The organism is Nostoc sp. (genome assembly GCF_036917935.1).
Lineage (GTDB): Bacteria > Cyanobacteriota > Cyanobacteriia > Cyanobacteriales > Nostocaceae > Nostoc.
The window spans coordinates 23,042-42,100 of sequence record NZ_JBALEL010000064.1; the positions used below are offsets into that span (position 1 = coordinate 23,042).

Below are 19,059 nucleotides of genomic sequence, written 5' to 3' on the forward strand. Positions count from 1 at the left end.
TTTTGGATTAATTAGAAGTTAGGAGAGAGGAGTTACAAGTTGAAAGATTTAATTTTTAACTTCTACTCTTAACTCTGATCAGAAGTACTAATTAGGTAGACATAATTAAATGTAAAATGCCAACCAGTGAAATCAGCTTCTTGAGGAGCTTTTACCTCCTGCCTTCTGCGGCTCGACTGAGCGCTTGCCGAACGTCCTCCTGCCTCCTGCCTTCTACTTACAACCAATCATTGTCTTCTTCATCATCCCAGTTATCTTGGTAGCTGGGACGAGATTTACGTGGAGGACGGCTTTCATAAGAGGAAGAACGATTATCGCGGCTATAATCTCTGCCATAGTCTTTACCGTAATCTTTGCCATAGTCTTTACTGTATGAGTCGCGTTCTCGATATGTATCTCTGGGAGATTCGCGTTCTTTATCTTTATCACCGCCAGTAAAGATGTCACGGATAGTACCAAATAAGTCGTCATCTTCATCTTCAGCATAAGTCTCACGGACTTCCCGATTTAGCTCATAGAGAGCATCTTGCAAGTCGGCGTAGGCTTGATCGATACCGCGATCGCTATTTTCCTGAAGACTTTCCTTTAGTTGTCGGCAAATATTATCAATTCTTTGGCGGCGGCTGCGGGCAAACTGCATACCAAATTCCAGCGCTACTTCTCTGAGTTGTCGTTCTGCTTGGAAAATCAACGCCTCAGAACGAGTCCGCTTTTCTACTCTTTCTTTACGTTCGCGATCGACATCGGCGTATTTCTGAGCATCTTGAATCATCCGATTCACTTCCGACTCGTTCAAGGTGGAAGCGCCTTGAATGGTGATACTCTGCTCTCGTCCAGTCGTTCTATCTAAAGCTGTTACCTGTAAAATACCATTAGCATCGATATCAAATGACACCTGAACTTGGGGAATTCCTCGCGGCGCTGGCGGGATGCCATACAGCTTGAACCGTCCTAATGACTTGTTGTTTGCTGCCATTTCCCGTTCGCCCTGGACTACGTGAATTTCCACAGTATTTTGGTTATTTTCAGAGGTGGAAAAAATGTCAGAACGACGTACTGGGATGGTGGTGTTGCGGGGAATGAGTTTTTTCATCACGCCGCCGATGGTTTCCAATCCTAAAGAAAGGGGTGTGACATCCAAAAGCAGCACATCTTTGAGTTCGCCGGCGAGAATTCCTGCCTGAATTGCTGCACCCACTCCTACGACTTCATCGGGATTGACGTTTTCGTTAGGTTCTGTACCAATCAAGTCCCGCACAAGTTGCTTCACCATTGGCATCCGTGTAGAACCGCCAACTAAAACCACTTCTTCAATGTCTCTAGGTGAAAGTCCGGCATCTTTGAGGGCGCGTTTCACTGGTGTCCGTAAGCGCCCCACCAAATCACCACACAAACCTTCAAACTGGGAACGAGTTAAACGAGTTTCCAGATGTTTGGGGCCATCTTCCGTGGCGGTGATGAAGGGTAAGTTAATATCGGTGACGCTGACAGCAGAAAGCTCAATTTTGGCCTTTTCCGCAGCTTCCATCAGACGTTGCAAAGCTTGGCGATCGCGTCTTAAATCTACCTCTTCTGTTTCCAGAAATTGCTCTGCTAACCAATCTACTATTATTTTGTCAAAGTCGTTTCCACCAAGTTGCGTATCTCCACTGGTAGCCTTGACTTCAAATATCCCATCGCCTACTTCTAGAATCGACACGTCAAAGGTGCCACCACCCAAATCAAAGACTAAGATAGTTTCCGTGTCACCCCGATCTAATCCATAAGCCAAAGATGCCGCAGTCGGTTCATTAAGAATCCGCAGCACTTCTAAACCAGCAATTCTGCCAGCATCGCGGGTTGCCTGCCGCTGAGAATCGTTAAAATAAGCGGGTACTGTAATCACTGCCCCTGTGACTGGTTCACCCAAATAGCGACTAGCATCGTCTGCCAATTTCTTTAGCACCATTGCTGAAATTTCTTCTGGGGCGAATTCCTTATTGAGACGGGGACAGGCAATTTTAATATTACCTACTTCATCTTTGCGGATGGTGTAGGGTACACGCTTGGAATCTGGGTTAAGTTCGCCATACTTCCGCCCAATGAAGCGTTTAACTGCGAAAAAGGTATTTTGGGGATTGAGGACGGTTTGTCGCCGTGCCATTTGCCCAACCACCCTTTCACCTTCTTTGCTGAAGCCAACTACGGAGGGGGTTGTTCGCATTCCTTCTGCATTGGCAATCACCACCGGCTTGCCACCCTCCATAACGGCGACTACTGAGTTGGTTGTACCCAAGTCGATGCCGACTACCTTGCCCATGCGTTATTCTTCTCCTAAAGTGTCTTATATATTTATTATGATTGGGCGGAACTACCTCTAGCTTTGTGCTACAGGATGAAACCACCTCAATGGTATAATAGTCATCATTAAAGCAGTAAGCTAAGATGTGCAGCTAGAGGAGATAGTTGCAAGACTAGGATAGCATTGAGATGGTTGGTGTGCCCAAGCAGCCTCAATTCTTGTTATCCGCCTACTTCTGTTTACGGTATCTGCAAGTTGGTAAATTCCCCTTAATAATGCTTGCTCTACTTTTTTGAGTGCCTGAAAACTCTAATATTATTGCCACCATCTTAAAAATTTGAATTTAACAGAGCGATTACAGACTTCCCTGAGTCAGATAGCGCGAGAACGCGATCCTTACATGGCAACGGCTGGGCATTTTTTTGTCCAAGAATACATCCGTCAGCAATTTTCCCAATCGGGGAGTGTGGAAATCCACACCTTTAAAGTCAGAGGCAAAGCTTGTAATAACTTGATATTAAATTTACCCTCCCAAGCCAGAGGGCAAAAAAAGGATTTGCCACCGATTTTAATTGGCGCTCATTATGATGGAGTTCCAGGAACACCTGCGGCTGATGATAATGCTACAGGTGTGGCGGTGTTGCTGGAATTGGCGAGAAAGTTTGCTGCCGAACCTATAAGATATCCCTTAAGACTGGTTGCTTTCGATATGGAAGAATACGGCTTACTGGGTAGTGCTGATTATGCAGCCCTGTTGCATCAACAAAAGCAACAGCTACGCTTAATGATCTCCTTAGAAATGCTGGGCTATAAGGATTCTACACCTGGCTCCCAAAGTTATCCCCCTCCTCTGGAACGCTTCTACCCAGATACAGGTGATTTTATTGCTTTAATTGGCAACTTGCGGACATTGCCTGACTTAATTGGCATAAGCCGTAATATTCGCAAAGCTGGCGTATCTAGTCAATGGCTACCCGTGCCGAATCGAGGTTTAATAGTTCCCCAAACCAGACTTAGCGATCATGCACCATTCTGGGATTTGGGTTATCCGGCCATTATGGTGACAGATACGGCATTCTTGCGAAATCCACATTATCACAAAGCTAGTGATGCGATCGCTACTTTGGATTTAGATTTTCTGACTGGTGTATGTGAAAGTTTAGAGATGGCAATTCGGCGGTTGTGAAAAGATATTAGAAGAGGTTTATAGTTCGCCAAATAAGACAAAGTGATCGCACCTCTTTTTAGGATGTTATTTATATCTTAATATTCTTTTTTTTAATCAATATTCTCAACTTCTTTCAATTGTTTATACTATCTTTATGCGATCGCGCATTGGGAGTCAAAGTAATTAAATCGTCAATATTACGTTTCATTGTCTCACAAATTGCATCTAAGGGTAGGTCGTTGGCGTCATAGCCAAAGGGGTTTTCTATCTCTAAGCCAATGGCTTCAATGCCAAACACAGTAAACCCAACCAAAGCAGAAATTAAACCTGTCCACCAACCGAGACTGTCTACTATTTGAAATGGTAGTAAAAAGCAATATAGTATCAGCAATTGTTTCAAATGAATAGCATAAGCAAGCGGCATAGGCGTTTTTAAAATACGTTCGCAAGCACCTAAATTATCCACAAGATTATTCAATAATTCTTGCATAGATGTTAGCTGGTAACTATTAAGGCAATTACGATCATACTGTTGCTGTAAATAATCTCCTATCCAAAAGGCAACCTCTATAGGAGGATTATTCATAATCTTCAGTTTTATATACTTAGTAGATGGCATTAAATCTTCTAACTCGCTATTGACAGTTTCTCCTCGCAAATGTAATTTAGTTGTTACAGCAAAAGCTGCCAATAAGTTTAATGCCGTAATTTTATTGTCTTTATCTTCTGGTGAAATTTCATCAACTGATACCCAAATTTGCCTCGCTAGATTTCGGACGTTATTTACTATAGAACCCCAGCATTTTCTCCCTTCCCAAAATCGCTCATAAGCAGTATTTGTCCGAAAGACAAGTAACAAACCTAAAACAATACTAGGAATAACATTTGCTAAAATAGGTTGGGATACAGGTTTGTCAAAATGGTGAAGTAGAGAAATTAAAAATCCGAAAGCTCCACACCATAAAATATGTTTGAAAATTGCTTTCATTACTGAACCTTTAGGTTGTAATGCTATGCGTACCCATTTGATTTTTTCGGCTATCATCTAGTCACCCTAATAAGATATTTATTGAATCGATATGTTCAATATTTGTTAGCTTAAAAATAATCATTATAAAACTAACACAATTAGTAAAGAGATACTTGAAAAACTATTCTTGCCAATAACATAATATCCTGGCGACTATGTATTGTATTCTAGTTTATGTTATCCAATTTCAAATTCGGTTAAATACTTCTTATTAGAACTAATGCAAAGAGTTTTTTGCTCGTCAATTAGGTAACATTATATAAAAGTCAAAAGCGATGTCTACGCGACAATTGTAAACAAATGTAAAGATTTTCCCGTGGCTGCATAAATCCCGCATCTCACCCCGATAAATCTATAGAAAAAAAGGTATATTCCTATCGATAATGTTCATACAGCATTATTCGGTATCATGTACCCCAGTAAATAAAAAAGTTCTAACCTGTAAAAATCCTGCCCTGTAAATTAAACTCCTAGACATAACTTATTTGGTTATGTCTTTTTTCTTGTCGTTAGTCTGGAAACGTTGAATTTCAATCAAATAACCATCAGGATCGCGGAAAAAACAATGGTAAATGTTGTACTTTTCATTTAGTATAGGTGACTTTTCAAATTCGATGCCACGTTCTCTGAGATATTCAAACCATTCATCCACCTGTTGTGTTAAGTAGTGGAACAGAATTAATTACACAACGTCATTGCGAGCGAAGCGAAGCAATCGCAAGGGCTGGGATTGCTTCGCTTCGCTCGCAATGACTGTAAATATTTTTGTCCACCCACTTACCAGGGTAAAAATGACACTTGATTGCTTGTCGGTTGGAGGAGTTGATTTTTCGCTTGCTTGACACAATCCCAAGTATCCAGAGCCACTAACAGTATAAATTCGACAGGTTCCTTGGTCAAGCCATAACTCCAAGCCTAGCTTTTGTTCGTAGAATTCTGTAGATCCATTGAGATTATGGGTATAAAGGAAGGTAACTTGTTGGTCGATTTGCGGATGAGTAGACATAAAACACATTTGAGTATATACCCTAACGACATCGGGCGATCGCAGATGTAAAAATTGATTGATGTTAGAAACCTGTTACTGCTCCAGAATGCCTTAAGTGCATCTGGAGTTTCTTTTTGGAATAAAGCCATAAAAATTTTCCCAATCATCCTGATATGGCAATACATGGCTGAATAAGGATGCATACTGAATTATCTATATTTAACACGGGCATCACTTACTGATGTACCCTTCCTACCAAACAAGTCTCGCAAAACAGCCCCAGATAAACTGAGGCTGTTTTGCGTTACTTCCCACAGAGAAGGAGTGTAAACGAGAATCCTCAAATACTTTTATCTATATTTGAGTGTATACCCTGATGACGTAGGATTCTCTCAGGGTGAAAATTTGGTATAGGTAAATGCGTATCTTTCCTGACTCCAGATTTGTCACAAACATTTCTGGAGTTTTTTCACTATTGGAGTTTTAAATCAGCAATCTAGTCTAGAGGATATTTGAAAAGTCCTGTTGTTGGTAGCAAAAAGTTTTAGATCCCCCTAAATCCCCCGATAAATTGGGGGATTTTAAGAAGTTTTCCCCCCTTAAAAAGGGGGGCTAGGGGGGATCTAACCACTTTTAAAACAACCTCCTAGATTCAAGTGAATAGTAGTAAGTTCTGATGGTGTTGGCAAGCTACCCATTAAGTTGATTGCACCAATCACAGACTGGAAAGAATATTCTGCTGGCAATATTTGGCACGTTAAAATTGAACCAGACAGTGCAAATAGTCTAACAAAAACTTCTGCTGTAGATATTTTGCAACTGCGAGGGATGGATATACAAAGATTTATCCGTAAAATTGGAGGATGTTCGAGTGAAATTATGGAGGAAGTTGCTGCTGCTATTGCTGCCGTAGTTGAGTATTATTAGTGATTTGTATAATTCATTTATTAACGTGCATATTAAAACTATAGGGTGCGTCAACATAATGTAACGCACCTTGAATTACCTTACTATTTTTTGTTTTATTTCCCGAAGTGATAGGCTCCTAAAGCAGCCCCTATTCCTATTATTTGTCAGTAGTAAAAGCCGTAAAAATTTCCGATGAAGTTAGAGCAAAATATTTAAATATACAGTTAGAAAACTAGAATTTTATCTAAGTAGATTTTGGGTTATATAAAGAGAGAAATATGAAGTCAAGAAGAAGCGCGATCGCACCTATCCTTATTGATTCGACTCAGAAGAAAAAAGTTAAGCGATCGCACTTCCAATTTGGACTAAATCAAAGTGCGATGTCTGACGACAAGTCGCTGTGCATTTACGCACTAAATATAAATGTTTATTTCGTTGTATACGTCACAAAAATATCCTTTTTCATTTCAACTTCTGCCGGGGCATCTGGATTATAAGCTGGTGATAATAAAAAACTCGCAAATGACGGTAAAGGAACTCCAGTTTTAGAACTACATGAGGGATAAAATAATGTGTAAAATGGCTCGGCGACAGAAGGAGTACTAAGTTTAACTTCCATAGCAGTTGCTAAAGCCTGAGCGCGGCTTTGAGCATCTTTCATCGCTGATTGATAAACTGAACTCTGCAAAGCTTGACAGTCATTTACTGCATACTCAACACCGACACTCTTGACAGAAAGGTTTTCAAGTTTGCTCGTGGACTTGTTCGCTGTAGCAACAATTTCCTGAACGCGATCGCGCGTTGGTTTTTCCAGTCTCACCAATATCTTGGCGTTATTTTCACTGGAATTAGGGTTAATTTGCACTTGAATTTTATCAGCACTAATCCCTTTAGCAACTATACTATCCACTACAGGCTGAAGAGTTGCTTTAGTTAGAGATTTTTTGCTGGGTAAAGATTCTGCTGCTGTTTTGTAATTTAAAAGTAGAGTCGGTGAGGATAGGCTGCGGGTTTCGGGTAGAGATGACGGTTGCGTTTGTAACTGATCATTGCTACCTCCGCTACTGAATACCAATTCAATATCCGCTGTATCTGCTGGCACTCTCACAACCCCTTGACCGATTACCATTAATGAATGGCGATCGCTTGCTGGTGGGTAAAACAATTGGGCATTAGTGACTTTGGGTGTTAATGCTTCCACCCCGACACTTACGGAAATACTTAGCATTAGAGCAGTTATTTTTCTCATGTCCTGGGAATATCCTTTGAACTTAGTAATTGTCAAAGTTTACACCTCAAGAGGAATCTACTTAAAAAAAATTGAGCTAATCCCACGACTAAAGGCTGTGGGATTAGCTCAAAAATTCAAAATTCACTGCGGACGTTATGATATCTCAGCAGAGAGCCAAATCTTGTTAGAACTATTAACCAAACCAGTGAGAGGGTTCACAAGCTGGTTGAACTGTTTCACAAACACGACGGCTAATCCAATCTGACTTTTCTTGAACGATTAAACAAATGCCTTGGTGAATCAAATTCTGTAAATGTAGTTGCTGCTCTAAGGGTTTACGAGGCAACTTATAATAACCCAAGCTTCCTTGTTCAGGCTCCGCTAGCGGAATCTCTTCGTCAGACATAACGCTGTAAAAAGAGGGAATACGCTTGAGGACGAAAGTAATTAGCTCTTGGCGTAAATCAGGAATCGCAAAGGCTTGTTGATATGGATGGGATGGATATGTATTTAAAACACTTTCAATCTCTTCCACTACTGATTGTTGTGTTAAATTAACTACCGTTTTCATGATTTTCAAACTCCTTTTTTAATCAAGTCAATGCTTGGTGGAGAAAATAACTTTTTTAGATGGCAACGTCGTGATCATAATCAGTTAAAAGTAATTCAACTGAATAGATACAATAGACCCTGAAACTAGCCTTTTAACTTGGGACAATATCAGACATTTGGCTTTGCTTATTTTAGTTAAAGTTTATACTGTCTTACAGCATGACTTATTAAAATAGCGTCCAATAAGCTGGTAAGTTACCGACATTTTTTATTTATAATCTTCATTATTTCAACTTTCTGACTTTTTGGTGTAAATCTACATAAAACGCAGCATAAAAGCTAGGGGATCAAGATTAACAGCAATAAAGCAACTCTAATTAAGAACAAGTTTTTAATGAAATTAAGCTTTTTGGGTAATTTACATCACTTTTTAGGTTTGGGGAAAAATTTGCTATTTCATCTAAAAAACTTATTTGTTGGACTTTGATTTAGTCAGTCAGAAAAATAGCGACTGCCTATAGTGCAAAATCAGTCTAGCGACAGATGAAATTATCAGGCAAAAACGTTTAAAAAGTTCACATTATCGAAAGGTAGATGACGCAACTGATGATTAATTTCATCAGCCGCAGCTAATCCAGAAAGCATTGCACCTTCCACAAGATTGCCGCCACACCAATCACCACAACAAACTAAAGGTAAGGGAGTTCCAGCAGACAAAAAAACTTCGTGCCAAGGACGGCTAGGAAAGGCATAACGCCAACGATGTACTTGCATCCATTCGGGAGTATTCAGCCAAGCGAGGCACAGAGATTCAGCTGCTCGTTGCAACATATATTGTCCCGCAGGTTGTAAATCCTGTGATTCTAGATGACGTTGAGCGAAATCAGCGCTACTTTGTACCACAAAATGTGGTTGTTGAGGGTTAGGACGCTTGCTACTGTCCAAACCAATCCATGCTAAATCAGCATCATCTACAAAAGTTAGGGCTTTCCACTGAGGGAGGGGTTGGGATGTAGAAGGATATCCAGCGATGTCTGACGACAAGCCGCTCTGCGTCTACGCACTAATTGAAGGATAAAATTCTACAGAACGCAAGTGATCAAGAAAAACTGCATCCAATACACTTTCACCCAAAGGTGCCAACAGCATCACAGCTTGGGGTGCAGGAATGGCGACGACTATAGCTTTTGCAGTTAATTCTTCGTTACTAGATTCGAGGGTTAAACGCCAATTATTTTCGGGAGTTGGGGTAATAGCGATGACACGCTGATTCAGTAATATTTCTAAACCTGGGGCGAGAGATTTAGCGATCGCACTCATTCCCCCAGGTGCAACATAACGCGGACTACGGTTTTTGGGTTGAGATAAAGGAGCATCTGCTGTGAGTTCGTAAACCTCCTCTGTCCAAACTTCGAGGATATGGCGCGTTCGCAATATCTCCACAAAACGCCCCAACAATTCACCCTTTGGCTTCAGGTAACAAGTCCCATGATCCGCCAAAGTTCCATGCAAGCGGCGTGTAGCTAGTCTTCCTCCCAAACCACGCGACTTTTCCACCACTACCACCGAATATCCAGCTTGACTTAACTGCTGGGCGCAGACTAAACCGGCGATTCCGGCACCAATCACTGCAATATCAGTCATGAGTCAATAGTCCCTAGTTGGTTATTGGTCATTAGTTATTAAAGGACAAAATTACTACTAATGACTGCTGAAAGCTAATAGTAGAATAAGGTACAGAAAGCTGCATGGAAGGGAGGATGGGAAATTGGATGAAATGAGGGCGGCGCTAGAGTTAGCAACCGAAGAAGAATTGCAAGACTTAACGGCAATTCTATTTAGTCGTAAGTTCAATCCCCTAGACTATGTACGCACACCCGAACCCATCGAAGTGCAAAGCCAAGAAAGGAAAGCCTGGCTAGACGCACTAGAGGGCCGCTTTCGCTTTTTGGCGGCAGATGGGATCACAGTATTACGGGGACGCACAGGCCAGGTAACTTACCGACAAGCGTTAGTTCAAGTATGTAAGTATCTAAAAATTCCCTATTCTAATCAGCTGGCAACTATTGATTTAGAAGCAGAAGTATTTTTGCATCTGCTAGGACAGGTGTGGAAAAAATTGCCTGAACAAGAAAAGCAAAAATTGACTGTACAGGTGCAGCGTCAGCTGCTCAAATCAGAACTAAAACAACCGTTACCACTTTTATTGCAACGTGATCCCTTGGGGTTACTTTTCAAGGGCGGTAGTGCGCTAGCGGTTACTTCTCTTCTCCAGCCACTTGTACTTAAGCAAATTGCCCGTCAATTTGCCATCCACTTTGCTACTTATGAAGTAGCAAAGCAAGCTGCAATTACAGGCTCAGAAGCAGCTACAACGCAATTTCAAAGCTATGTAGCTATGCAAATGGCGCAACGGGGTATGACTGTAAGTGCAGCTCGTTATGGGGCAACCCGGACTATGTTTGCCGTGATTGGGCCGATCATGTGGACATGGTTTTTTGCGGATTTAGGGTGGAGAGCGATCGCTACTAACTATGGTCGAATCATCCCTACCATCTTCGCCTTAGCTCAAATTCGCCTCACTCGTGAGGAATGTTGGGAGCCAGCTTGAACAAGGTTTTTGACTATTTCAAGTCTCGTTGGCAATCTTCTTGGAACTACTCTCTATGGGCACTGTTAATCTTCCCATTGAGTCCTTTGTTGGGGGCTGTGACTGTAGGTTTTGTCTCATTAATCACTTGGCTGAAACAATCCCACAAAATTAGTCGCCGCCCCCTCAATTGGGGATTTGCCCTTTTGAGTGTATTGCTAATCGTGAGTGCTGGTTTTGCCCAGGACAAGATAGCAGCTTTCCTCGGCTTATTTAATTTATTACCATTCTTTTTACTTTTCGTTGCCCATAGCGCTCTGATTCAAACATTTGCTCAATTGCGGCAAATGGCTTGGATGTTGGTGATCGGTTCCATGCCGGTGGTAATTATCGGCTTGGGGCAGTTATTTTTGGGATGGAGTTTTAAGTTCGAGATTTTGTGGGTTGTGTTGAGTTGGACAGTCATACCAGGAGGAAATCCGCCGGGCCGCATCGCTTCATTTTTCTTGCACGCTAACACCTTTGCAGCTTATCTAGTAATAGTTTTCATCCTTAGTCTCGGCTTGTGGCTAGAACAGTGGCGATTGGCGATTGGGTATTGGGGATTGGGCATAAGAGGCAGAGGGGAAAGACTGACTGCAACTTTTCCTCTGCTCCCCCAGTCCCCAGTTCCCTTTCTCTTCCTAACAGTGGCGGTGATTGCGAATTTTATTACCTTGATTTTCACCAACTCGCGTAATGGGTGGGCGATCGCTATTTTTGCCTGTTTAGCTTATGCACTCTACCAAGGTTGGCGCATTCTTGTAGGTAGTGTTGCTGCGATCGTTTCTAGTGTGTTTTTGGCAGCTTTTGCTCCCTCACCAGTCGCTAAAATTTTTCGCTTGGTAGTTCCTGCATTCTTTTGGGCAAGGTTAAATGACGATATGTATCCAGATAGACCAGTCGCTTTAATGCGAAAAACTCAGTGGGAGTTTGCCTGGTCTTTAGCTCAAGAACATCCTTGGACTGGCTGGGGGTTACGCAGTTTTAGTACACTTTACAAAGCCCAGATGCAGATTCCCTTGGGTCATCCCCATAACTTGTTTTTGATGTTATCTGCTGAAACTGGTTTTCCCAGTGCTTTTTTATTTTGTGGCTTACTCGCTTGGATTTTGATTACAGGTATCCAATTACTGCAAAAGTTAAAATATATAAATCCAGCAGACAAATTGATATTTTTCAGTTATCTTCTGGCTTTTGTTGGGTGGATTTTATTAAATACAGTAGATGTAACCCTCTTCGATTTTCGTTTGAATGCGCTTTCATGGTTAATTTTGGCTGCTATTTCTGGAGTAGTACATCGCGATCGCGAAAAACACAGGCTTGCATCTCGTTAAAATTAGTTAGTTAGGCAATAGCGAACAGCGTTTAGTTATTTTTCCGTGTATACACTGGGGACATCTAGGTTTAGAGGTTAATAATATTACTATACAAAGAGACTAATGAATACTTCATTAGTCCCTGTTGCTGATTGTTGGGAAGGTGTAAGGACAACCCTTTGGGGTTTTCTTGCATGACGGGCATCTCTATGTAGATGCCCTTTTGTATATTTATCATTTTTCTTCAGTTAAGCATAATTTCAAAAACTATTGAATTTGACGGAATATCTGAAATAATTTGAGCTTTCATCAAGGAATGTCAAACTAAGTTGCAGACATCTCAAAATTCCCACATCGTCTCTGGTGAGCCAATACTGTTCTGATTAACTGAGGAATTTGGAACATTAATAGCAGTTTGCCTAATATTTTGATTGGCATTAAAGACTACAATAACCCTTATGGTGTAACCTCTCGGTAAAATGGGTGTGTCGGTAACGAAAAAAAGACGCCTCAATAACCTATGCTCACAACAGCTAACTTTCTTCAGTACACCCAATGGTCAGGTATAGCTACCTTGGTATTTGCTGCCTTAACAGTTTTGGCTTTTATTCTCAAATGGGGCATCCGCTTTCGGCTGGTGGGTACGACTGGCTTTATGCTGGTGCTGACTGGTGGTTTATTTGGACTCTCAATAGTCCCCTTGAGTCGGACTGTGATTCCCGGAGCAGTTCGCTACACTTTAGTTTATGACAATGGCTCAACCCAAGCGGTGATTGCCACATCACCCAAAATTACACCCACACAATTAGAAGCAACTTTACGTCAAGCAGCTAGTAATCTCTTTTCTTATGGTCGCTCTGGTACACGGGAAGACGATAATTTGACAGTTCGCGCCCGCACTATTATCCACCGGGAAGCAGGGATTTCTGTACCAGTTTACTTGGGTGAGGTGAAGCGATCGCTCGTTTCTCATCAAAATTCCCCGGTAACAGTCAAAATTTACACAGACAATTTCGCTCAATTGCCAAAATCCAACGCTTAAGAGGCAGGGGGCAGGGGGAGCGGAGGAGAAGAATAATTAATGCCCCATATAACCCCATGCCCCATACCCAATGCCAGATCACAAAAGTAATTTACCTGTTATCAGGATGACAAAAATTATTTTGTATTTACTGATACATTAATAGTTATTTTTAGATTAAGATATTCACACTTTAGTGGTTCCACTGTGGGAAAAAGTTAATTAGCGTGCGGGTAATGGGTACTGACAGTTGTGATTTGTCAGTTGTTGTCCTAATTACCATTTTTGCCATTTTCAAAAATCCTTGCAGCAAATTAAGTCAGTTTTAGGGGCTTACAAGTTTTCCGGTAGGCGTAAAGCTCAGTCACTTTAGTGCTGAGATATAAGCGACTCGTGCGACTTTAGTCGCATTGGATATTTTTTAACTTCGGATTAGTTTTACGCCAAGCATGGTAGTATAAGATAGGAGGTAAGAAGGATGCTTGTTTTTGAGTTTAAAGCTTATGGGAAGTCAGCGCAATTAGTGGCAATAGATGATGCAATTCGCACTGCAAAGTTCATTCGCAATAGCTGTATTCGGTTATGGATGGATGTTAAAGGCACTGGTAAAAACGAGTTGCAGAAATATTGTGCTGTCCTTGCGGCTAATTTTCCCTTTGCTAATGAACTCAATTCAATGGCAAGACAAGCCAGTGCTGAACGAGCATGGTCTTCTATCTCTCGGTTTTATGACAACTGTAAGAAGGGTGTTCCGGATTTAAAGGGGTATCCACAATTTGTGAAAGATTGTCGTTCTGTTGAATACAAAACATCAGGATGGAAACTTGCAGATAATCGTAAAACCATAACTTTCAGTGATAAAAAAGGTATTGGGAGATTAAAACTTAAAGGTACTCGTGATTTGCACTTCTACCAAATTAACCAGATTAAACGGGTGAGATTGGTAAAACGTGCAGATGGTGTGTATGTTCAGTTTTGCGTTGACGTAGACCGCTCAGAAGATATAGAGCCAACAGGTAACACAATCGGCTTAGATGTTGGACTCAAAGAGTACTACACCGATTCAAACGGGGCAAGCTTAGTGAACCCTAAATTTCTTCGTAAAGGAGCAAGTGTTCTCAAGCGTTCACAACGTCGTGTTTCCAGAAGAGTGAAAGGTTCAAAAAACAGAGGCAAAGCTAGACAGATTTTAGGTAAACGCCACCTCAAAATAAGTAGGCAACGTAAAGACCATGCTGTGAAATTAGCACGGTGCGTAGTTCAGTCTAACGACTTGATAGCCTATGAAGATTTGAAGATTAAAAATATGGTGAAAAATCATTGTTTAGCCAAGTCTATTAACGATGCTTCTTGGTATCAGTTTCGCGTGTGGATTGAATACTTTGCAAAAGTATTTAAGCGCGTAACAGTTGCGGTTAATCCGCAATATAGTAGCCAGGAATGCTCTAGCTGCGGTGAAATTGTTAAGAAAAGTCTGTCAACTCGAACGCACGTTTGTAAGTGTGGTTGTGTGATGGATAGGGATGAAAACGCAGCTAGAAATATCCTTAGTCGAGGATTGGGTACAGTAGGGCATACTGGAACCTTTGCACTTGATGCAAGCAACGCTTGGGGAGATGAAACCGCTACTCTAGTTGGTGCAAACCTGCAAGAGCAAGTTATGTCTTAGATTCAAGAATCTCAGTCGCTTCTCCCAAAGGGAGACGCAAGCGCGAACAGCGCTGAGAGTGTCAAATTTGCAAACCCCTATCTATGTCTCTCTAGCTAAGGATTGGATGAAATAGCATGACCAGCGACACATTATCAATTCTCGATTGCTTTTCTTGAGAATCTGACAATGGTAATGTTAATTAGTTATAGGGTTATTCAAAACTTTGATAATTCGGAATTTCAGGTGAATGGGCATCATAGATTCAAGCAACGTCGTCAAACTACTCAATCAGTCGGCAACAGGCTTTGTCTATTTCATTGCTTGGCTCAAATCCAGATGAGCCGGGTGCAAGGTTGGAGCGATCCAAAAACCAGCTTGGCAACAAGTATCCCTGCTCACCAGTCTATATTATTAAGAAATATCAAAGTTTTGGCAAACTAGATTATATGCCTAATAGTTTTTCTACTCAACCTTCTTTGTCTACTCAAACCTCTAGTTCATTATTTACGCTCACAGTTGCCCCAGCAAAAGTAATTCGTGGTTCTGGGGTGTTGCAAGCAGCCGCAACTGAGATTTCCTGTTTAGGAAGTCGTCCCTTGATTGTCACAGGTGAATCTACTCTCGCCATCAGCCAAGAAAATTTGCAACCAGTTTTAGAAACGCAACAATTACATACTGTCCAAGCTTTTTATGGTGCAGATTGCTGTGAAGCTAGCCTGAAATCTTTAAAGAAAACGGCAAAAGAACATAAAGCTGATGTGATTATCGGTGTTGGTGGCGGCAAAGCCCTAGATACAGCCAAATTACTCGCGCAGCAGTTACAGTTGCCAGTGGTGACAATTCCGACTTCCGGGGCTACTTGTGCAGCTTGGAGTGCCTTGTCGAATGTTTATTCGGAAGATGGGGCGTTTCTCTACGACGTGACGCTATCTCATTGTCCCAATTTACTGATACTCGATTATGACTTGATTAAAACTGCACCACAACGTACTTTAGTAGCTGGAATTGGTGATGCGATCGCTAAGTGGTATGAAGCCTCAGTTAGCAGTGGACATTTGCAAGACACTTTAATTATTGCGGCGGTGCAACAAGCAAGAGTTTTGCGAGATATTCTCTTACAAAAGTCAGCCCCTGCCCTCGAAGAACCAGGTAGTGAGGTTTGGCGAGAAGTTGTAGACGCCACTGTTTTACTCGCCGGCGTAGTTGGGGGACTTGGAGGGGCGCAATGTCGCACAGTTGCCGCCCATGCCGTGCATAATGGTTTAACTCATATTTCAGGACATGGCAGTATTCATGGCGAAAAAGTTGCTTTTGGGATTTTAGTGCAACTGCGTTTAGAAGAAATGCTACAAGGTAATCAACTAGCCGCATCAGCACGACAACAGTTGTTAAAGTTCTACGCAGAAATTGGACTACCCCAAAAATTGAGCGATTTGGGATTGGGTAATATTACATTAGGCGAGTTGCAAACGGCCGCTGAAATTGCCCTACTTCCTAATTCTGACATCCATCGACTACCGTTTAAAGTCGCGTTGGAACAGTTGATGGCGGCAATGGTTTCTACCACTGCACCTATAGATAGTAAAGACACTACAAATCGAGTTTCGCCCAAGGGAATGAGTGACGAGGTTTTATGAGTTTAAATTGGATTGTCCCAGCAGAACGCATACAAAAACTACCACCTTATGTATTTGCCCGTTTAGATGAACTGAAAGCTAAAGCACGGGAACAAGGGTTAGATTTAATTGATTTGGGTATGGGAAACCCCGATGGTGCAACGCCAGCCCCAGTTGTCGAAGCGGCGATCGCTGCTTTAAAAGATCCCGCCAATCACGGTTATCCACCCTTTGAGGGCACAGCTAGTTTCCGCCGCGCGATCACTAACTGGTATCATCGCCGTTATGGTGTGGTTCTCGATCCTGATAGCGAAGCTTTACCGCTACTCGGTTCTAAAGAAGGATTAACCCATTTAGCACTCGCCTACGTTAATCCTGGCGATTTAGTTCTGGTTCCTTCTCCCGCTTATCCGGCACATTTCCGGGGACCGGCGATCGCTGGTGGGAAAATCCACAGTTTGATTCTCAAACCAGAGAATGATTGGTTAATCGATTTAGCTGCCATTCCTGACGAAGTTGCAAGACAAGCCAAAATCCTCTATTTCAACTATCCCAGTAATCCCACTGCTGCCACCGCCCCCCGCGAATTCTTTGAAGAAATCGTCGCCTTCGCCCGCAAATATGAAATTCTGCTGGTGCATGATTTGTGTTACGCCGAGTTAGCTTTTGATGGTTATCAACCCACTAGTTTGTTAGAAATTCCCGGCGCGAAAGAAATTGGTGTAGAATTTCACACCTTATCTAAAACCTATAATATGGCTGGTTGGCGTGTTGGGTTTGTGGTGGGGAACCGCCATGTAATTCAAGGTTTACGGACACTGAAAACTAACTTGGATTACGGTATTTTTGCCGCCTTACAAACAGCAGCCGAAACAGCTTTACAACTGCCAGATGTGTATTTGCACGAGGTACAACAACGTTACCGTACCCGCCGCGATTTCCTGATTCAAGGATTAGGAGAGTTGGGTTGGGATATTCCCAAAACCAAGGCGACAATGTATCTTTGGGTGAAGTGTCCTGTTGGCATGGGTTCTACAGATTTTGCCCTGAATGTTTTGCAACAAACTGGTGTTGTCCTGACTCCAGGTAATGCCTTTGGGGTTGCAGGTGAGGGTTATGTCAGGATTAGTTTGATTGCCGACTGCGATCGCTTGGGTGAAGCTTTACATCGCTTCAAGCAAGCTGGTATCCGTTATCAGCCTGAAGCTGTAGTCTCTGCTTGAGAAGCGATCGCCGATCTCGTTAGTTGAATAGAGTCAGGAAACCCAACATTACATGACTAAAATTTTTGCTGATGATGTTTGATATCATGTAAAAAAGTAGATAGAGTTAAAAATGATTGGTACTAATATTTACATCAGTCAAGAAACTCAAGAATCTCTAATTAAAGCTGCTGCTTTAAAAGAAATGTCTGTTGAAGAACTAGCTTCTTCTATTTTGAGGGAAAGTATTCAAGAAAAGTTTGGGCAAATTAGCTATTCTTCTAAGAATCAAGGCAAATTTGCCATTAATCCTCTTTTGAAAATGCAACCCTACGCTTATTTAGCAGATCCGAATGAACCCGTTATTTCTCCTGATGATTGGGAAATGAATCAGAATTTGGAAGTGAATGATTTGTGATCGTTCTTGATACTCATATTTGGGTTTGGTGGAATCACAATGATTCAAGGTTGACTCCTCTCCACCGTGAGGCAATAAATAGGGAAAGACCTCATGGTTTAGGTGTTTGCTCCATAAGTTTGTTAGAGATTAGCAGACTTGTTACCCAGAATAAGTTAATTCTTCTCTGTTCGATTCAAGAATGGTTTAATATTGCTTTGGCACAAGAAGGAGTACTTCTTTTATCAATCACTCCCCAAATTGCCATTGATTCCTACTCACTTCCAGGTAATTTTCATAAAGATCCAGCCGATAGAATTATAGTTTCAACAGCAAGAGTTTATGATGTTCCTTTGGTGAGTGTAGATGAAAAAATACTTGCCTATTCTGATGTAAAAAGAATTCTGCCTTGATTATCAAAATCTAATTCATACAAACCTCCCCCACCACGATTCCTGATTTAATTGCTAGAGTCTTTCATGCCCTTTCAGATCCACTTACGATCAAACTGTTAGAATTGCTACAACGATGAGAATTCTGTGTGTGTGATTTGTGCAAGGCTTTGGAGGTAAGTGAGTCAAAATTATCTTTTCACTTGAAAACCCTCAAAGAAGCTACCTTAGTTAACTCCCGTCAGGAAGGACGCTGGATTTATTACAGCTTGAATTTGCCCCAGTTTAGTGTTTTAGAAGAATATCTGGCAGATTTTAACCATAGTAGCGTAATTTAATCTGCCCGTTTCTGCTAGGATTAGGGGTAAGTACACTTACTGAGTATGAATAGCAGACGAACAGAAAACCGATGATGTCTCCTGAGAGAGCAAAACAATGGTATCAAGGATTGCTCTCAGCAATCGAGTCTTTGTCGGAAATGCCTAAACGTTGTCCTCTAGCAAGGGAAAATAAGTATTTCAGCAAAGAGATTCGCCAAATTATGTATGGCAAAAGTCGTAATTCATACCGAATTATTTTCACTATTATTGAGGATAGTGAAGCGTCCACAGTTCACATTCGACACGCCGCACAACAAACCTTAGGTGAGAATCAGGAATCTAATGAAGTCTAA

General features: G+C 41.6%; 18 protein-coding genes and 2 pseudogenes. 13 read left to right on the forward strand and 7 right to left on the reverse strand.

Annotation, left to right across the window (positions count from 1 at the left end; all coding sequences use genetic code 11):
• Positions 1-217: 217 nt before the first annotated feature.
• Complete coding sequence (gene dnaK, locus V7K62_RS28270) at positions 218-2,299, reverse strand: molecular chaperone DnaK (protein ID WP_334870056.1); 2,082 nt, start codon at positions 2,297-2,299, stop codon at positions 218-220.
• A gap of 319 nt (positions 2,300-2,618) precedes the next feature.
• Between dnaK and V7K62_RS28275 the strand changes: the two genes are divergently transcribed.
• Positions 2,619-3,467 (forward strand): M28 family peptidase, encoded by an 849-nt coding sequence (locus V7K62_RS28275; protein WP_334870058.1) that lies wholly within the window; start codon positions 2,619-2,621, stop codon positions 3,465-3,467.
• 115 nt (positions 3,468-3,582) lie between these two features.
• On the opposite strand, the gene V7K62_RS28280 is transcribed toward V7K62_RS28275, so the two are convergent.
• From V7K62_RS28280 to V7K62_RS28290, 3 genes are all read right to left on the reverse strand, one after another.
• A complete protein-coding gene (locus V7K62_RS28280) occupies positions 3,583-4,494 on the reverse strand; it encodes a bestrophin family protein (protein WP_334870060.1) in 912 nt (303 codons plus the stop codon).
• 466 nt (positions 4,495-4,960) lie between these two features.
• Positions 4,961-5,158 (reverse strand): VOC family protein, encoded by a 198-nt coding sequence (locus tag V7K62_RS28285; protein ID WP_334870249.1) that lies wholly within the window; start codon positions 5,156-5,158, stop codon positions 4,961-4,963.
• A gap of 3 nt (positions 5,159-5,161) precedes the next feature.
• Positions 5,162-5,485, reverse strand: a complete 324-nt coding sequence (locus V7K62_RS28290) for a hypothetical protein (RefSeq protein ID WP_334870062.1) — start codon at positions 5,483-5,485, stop codon at positions 5,162-5,164.
• A gap of 642 nt (positions 5,486-6,127) precedes the next feature.
• Here V7K62_RS28290 and V7K62_RS28295 point away from each other — a divergent pair.
• A complete protein-coding gene (locus tag V7K62_RS28295; RefSeq protein ID WP_334870250.1) occupies positions 6,128-6,394 on the forward strand; it encodes a type II toxin-antitoxin system PemK/MazF family toxin in 267 nt (88 codons plus the stop codon).
• A 409-nt stretch (positions 6,395-6,803) separates the two neighbouring features.
• On the opposite strand, the gene V7K62_RS28300 is transcribed toward V7K62_RS28295, so the two are convergent.
• The 3 genes and pseudogenes from V7K62_RS28300 to V7K62_RS28310 form a co-directional block, all read right to left on the reverse strand.
• Positions 6,804-7,604, reverse strand: a complete 801-nt coding sequence (locus V7K62_RS28300; RefSeq protein WP_334870066.1) for an SIMPL domain-containing protein — start codon at positions 7,602-7,604, stop codon at positions 6,804-6,806.
• A gap of 196 nt (positions 7,605-7,800) precedes the next feature.
• Entirely contained in the window at positions 7,801-8,178 is a 378-nt protein-coding gene (locus tag V7K62_RS28305; protein ID WP_334870069.1) for a hypothetical protein, read from the reverse strand.
• A 533-nt stretch (positions 8,179-8,711) separates the two neighbouring features.
• Positions 8,712-9,803 (reverse strand): annotated as a pseudogene (locus V7K62_RS28310) (NAD(P)/FAD-dependent oxidoreductase).
• 124 nt (positions 9,804-9,927) lie between these two features.
• Between V7K62_RS28310 and V7K62_RS28315 the strand changes: the two are divergent.
• The 11 genes and pseudogenes from V7K62_RS28315 to V7K62_RS28365 all read left to right on the forward strand — a co-directional run bounded on the left by V7K62_RS28315 (position 9,928) and on the right by V7K62_RS28365 (position 19,059).
• A complete protein-coding gene (locus V7K62_RS28315; RefSeq protein ID WP_334870072.1) occupies positions 9,928-10,770 on the forward strand; it encodes a YaaW family protein in 843 nt (280 codons plus the stop codon).
• Positions 10,752-12,125 carry an O-antigen ligase family protein gene (locus V7K62_RS28320; RefSeq protein ID WP_334870074.1) on the forward strand — a complete coding sequence of 458 codons (1,374 nt, stop codon included), beginning with the start codon at positions 10,752-10,754 and terminating at the stop codon, positions 12,123-12,125. The genes V7K62_RS28315 and V7K62_RS28320 overlap by 19 nt, the downstream gene beginning before the upstream one ends.
• A 502-nt stretch (positions 12,126-12,627) precedes the next feature.
• Positions 12,628-13,149 carry a Ycf51 family protein gene (locus V7K62_RS28325; RefSeq protein WP_334870076.1) on the forward strand — a complete coding sequence of 174 codons (522 nt, stop codon included), beginning with the start codon at positions 12,628-12,630 and terminating at the stop codon, positions 13,147-13,149.
• A 457-nt stretch (positions 13,150-13,606) separates the two neighbouring features.
• The gene (locus tag V7K62_RS28330) at positions 13,607-14,797 is read left to right on the forward strand and encodes an RNA-guided endonuclease InsQ/TnpB family protein (RefSeq protein WP_334870078.1); all 1,191 of its coding nucleotides are present in this window, start codon (positions 13,607-13,609) and stop codon (positions 14,795-14,797) included.
• Positions 14,798-14,965: 168 nt separating this feature from the next.
• Entirely contained in the window at positions 14,966-15,220 is a 255-nt protein-coding gene (locus tag V7K62_RS28335; protein ID WP_334870080.1) for a hypothetical protein, read from the forward strand.
• Between the two features lie 5 nt (positions 15,221-15,225).
• Entirely contained in the window at positions 15,226-16,416 is a 1,191-nt protein-coding gene (locus tag V7K62_RS28340; protein WP_334870082.1) for an iron-containing alcohol dehydrogenase family protein, read from the forward strand.
• Positions 16,413-17,618: an aspartate aminotransferase gene (locus V7K62_RS28345; RefSeq protein ID WP_334870084.1), complete on the forward strand. Its 1,206-nt coding sequence runs from the start codon at positions 16,413-16,415 to the stop codon at positions 17,616-17,618. Before V7K62_RS28340 ends, V7K62_RS28345 begins: the two co-directional genes overlap by 4 nt.
• A 112-nt stretch (positions 17,619-17,730) precedes the next feature.
• The gene (locus tag V7K62_RS28350; RefSeq protein ID WP_334870086.1) at positions 17,731-18,015 is read left to right on the forward strand and encodes a hypothetical protein; all 285 of its coding nucleotides are present in this window, start codon (positions 17,731-17,733) and stop codon (positions 18,013-18,015) included.
• Complete coding sequence (locus V7K62_RS28355) at positions 18,012-18,407, forward strand: type II toxin-antitoxin system VapC family toxin (protein WP_334870088.1); 396 nt, start codon at positions 18,012-18,014, stop codon at positions 18,405-18,407. The genes V7K62_RS28350 and V7K62_RS28355 overlap by 4 nt, the downstream gene beginning before the upstream one ends.
• A 17-nt stretch (positions 18,408-18,424) precedes the next feature.
• Positions 18,425-18,724 (forward strand): annotated as a pseudogene (locus V7K62_RS28360) (ArsR/SmtB family transcription factor).
• Between the two features lie 71 nt (positions 18,725-18,795).
• Complete coding sequence (locus V7K62_RS28365) at positions 18,796-19,059, forward strand: type II toxin-antitoxin system RelE/ParE family toxin (protein ID WP_334870090.1); 264 nt, start codon at positions 18,796-18,798, stop codon at positions 19,057-19,059.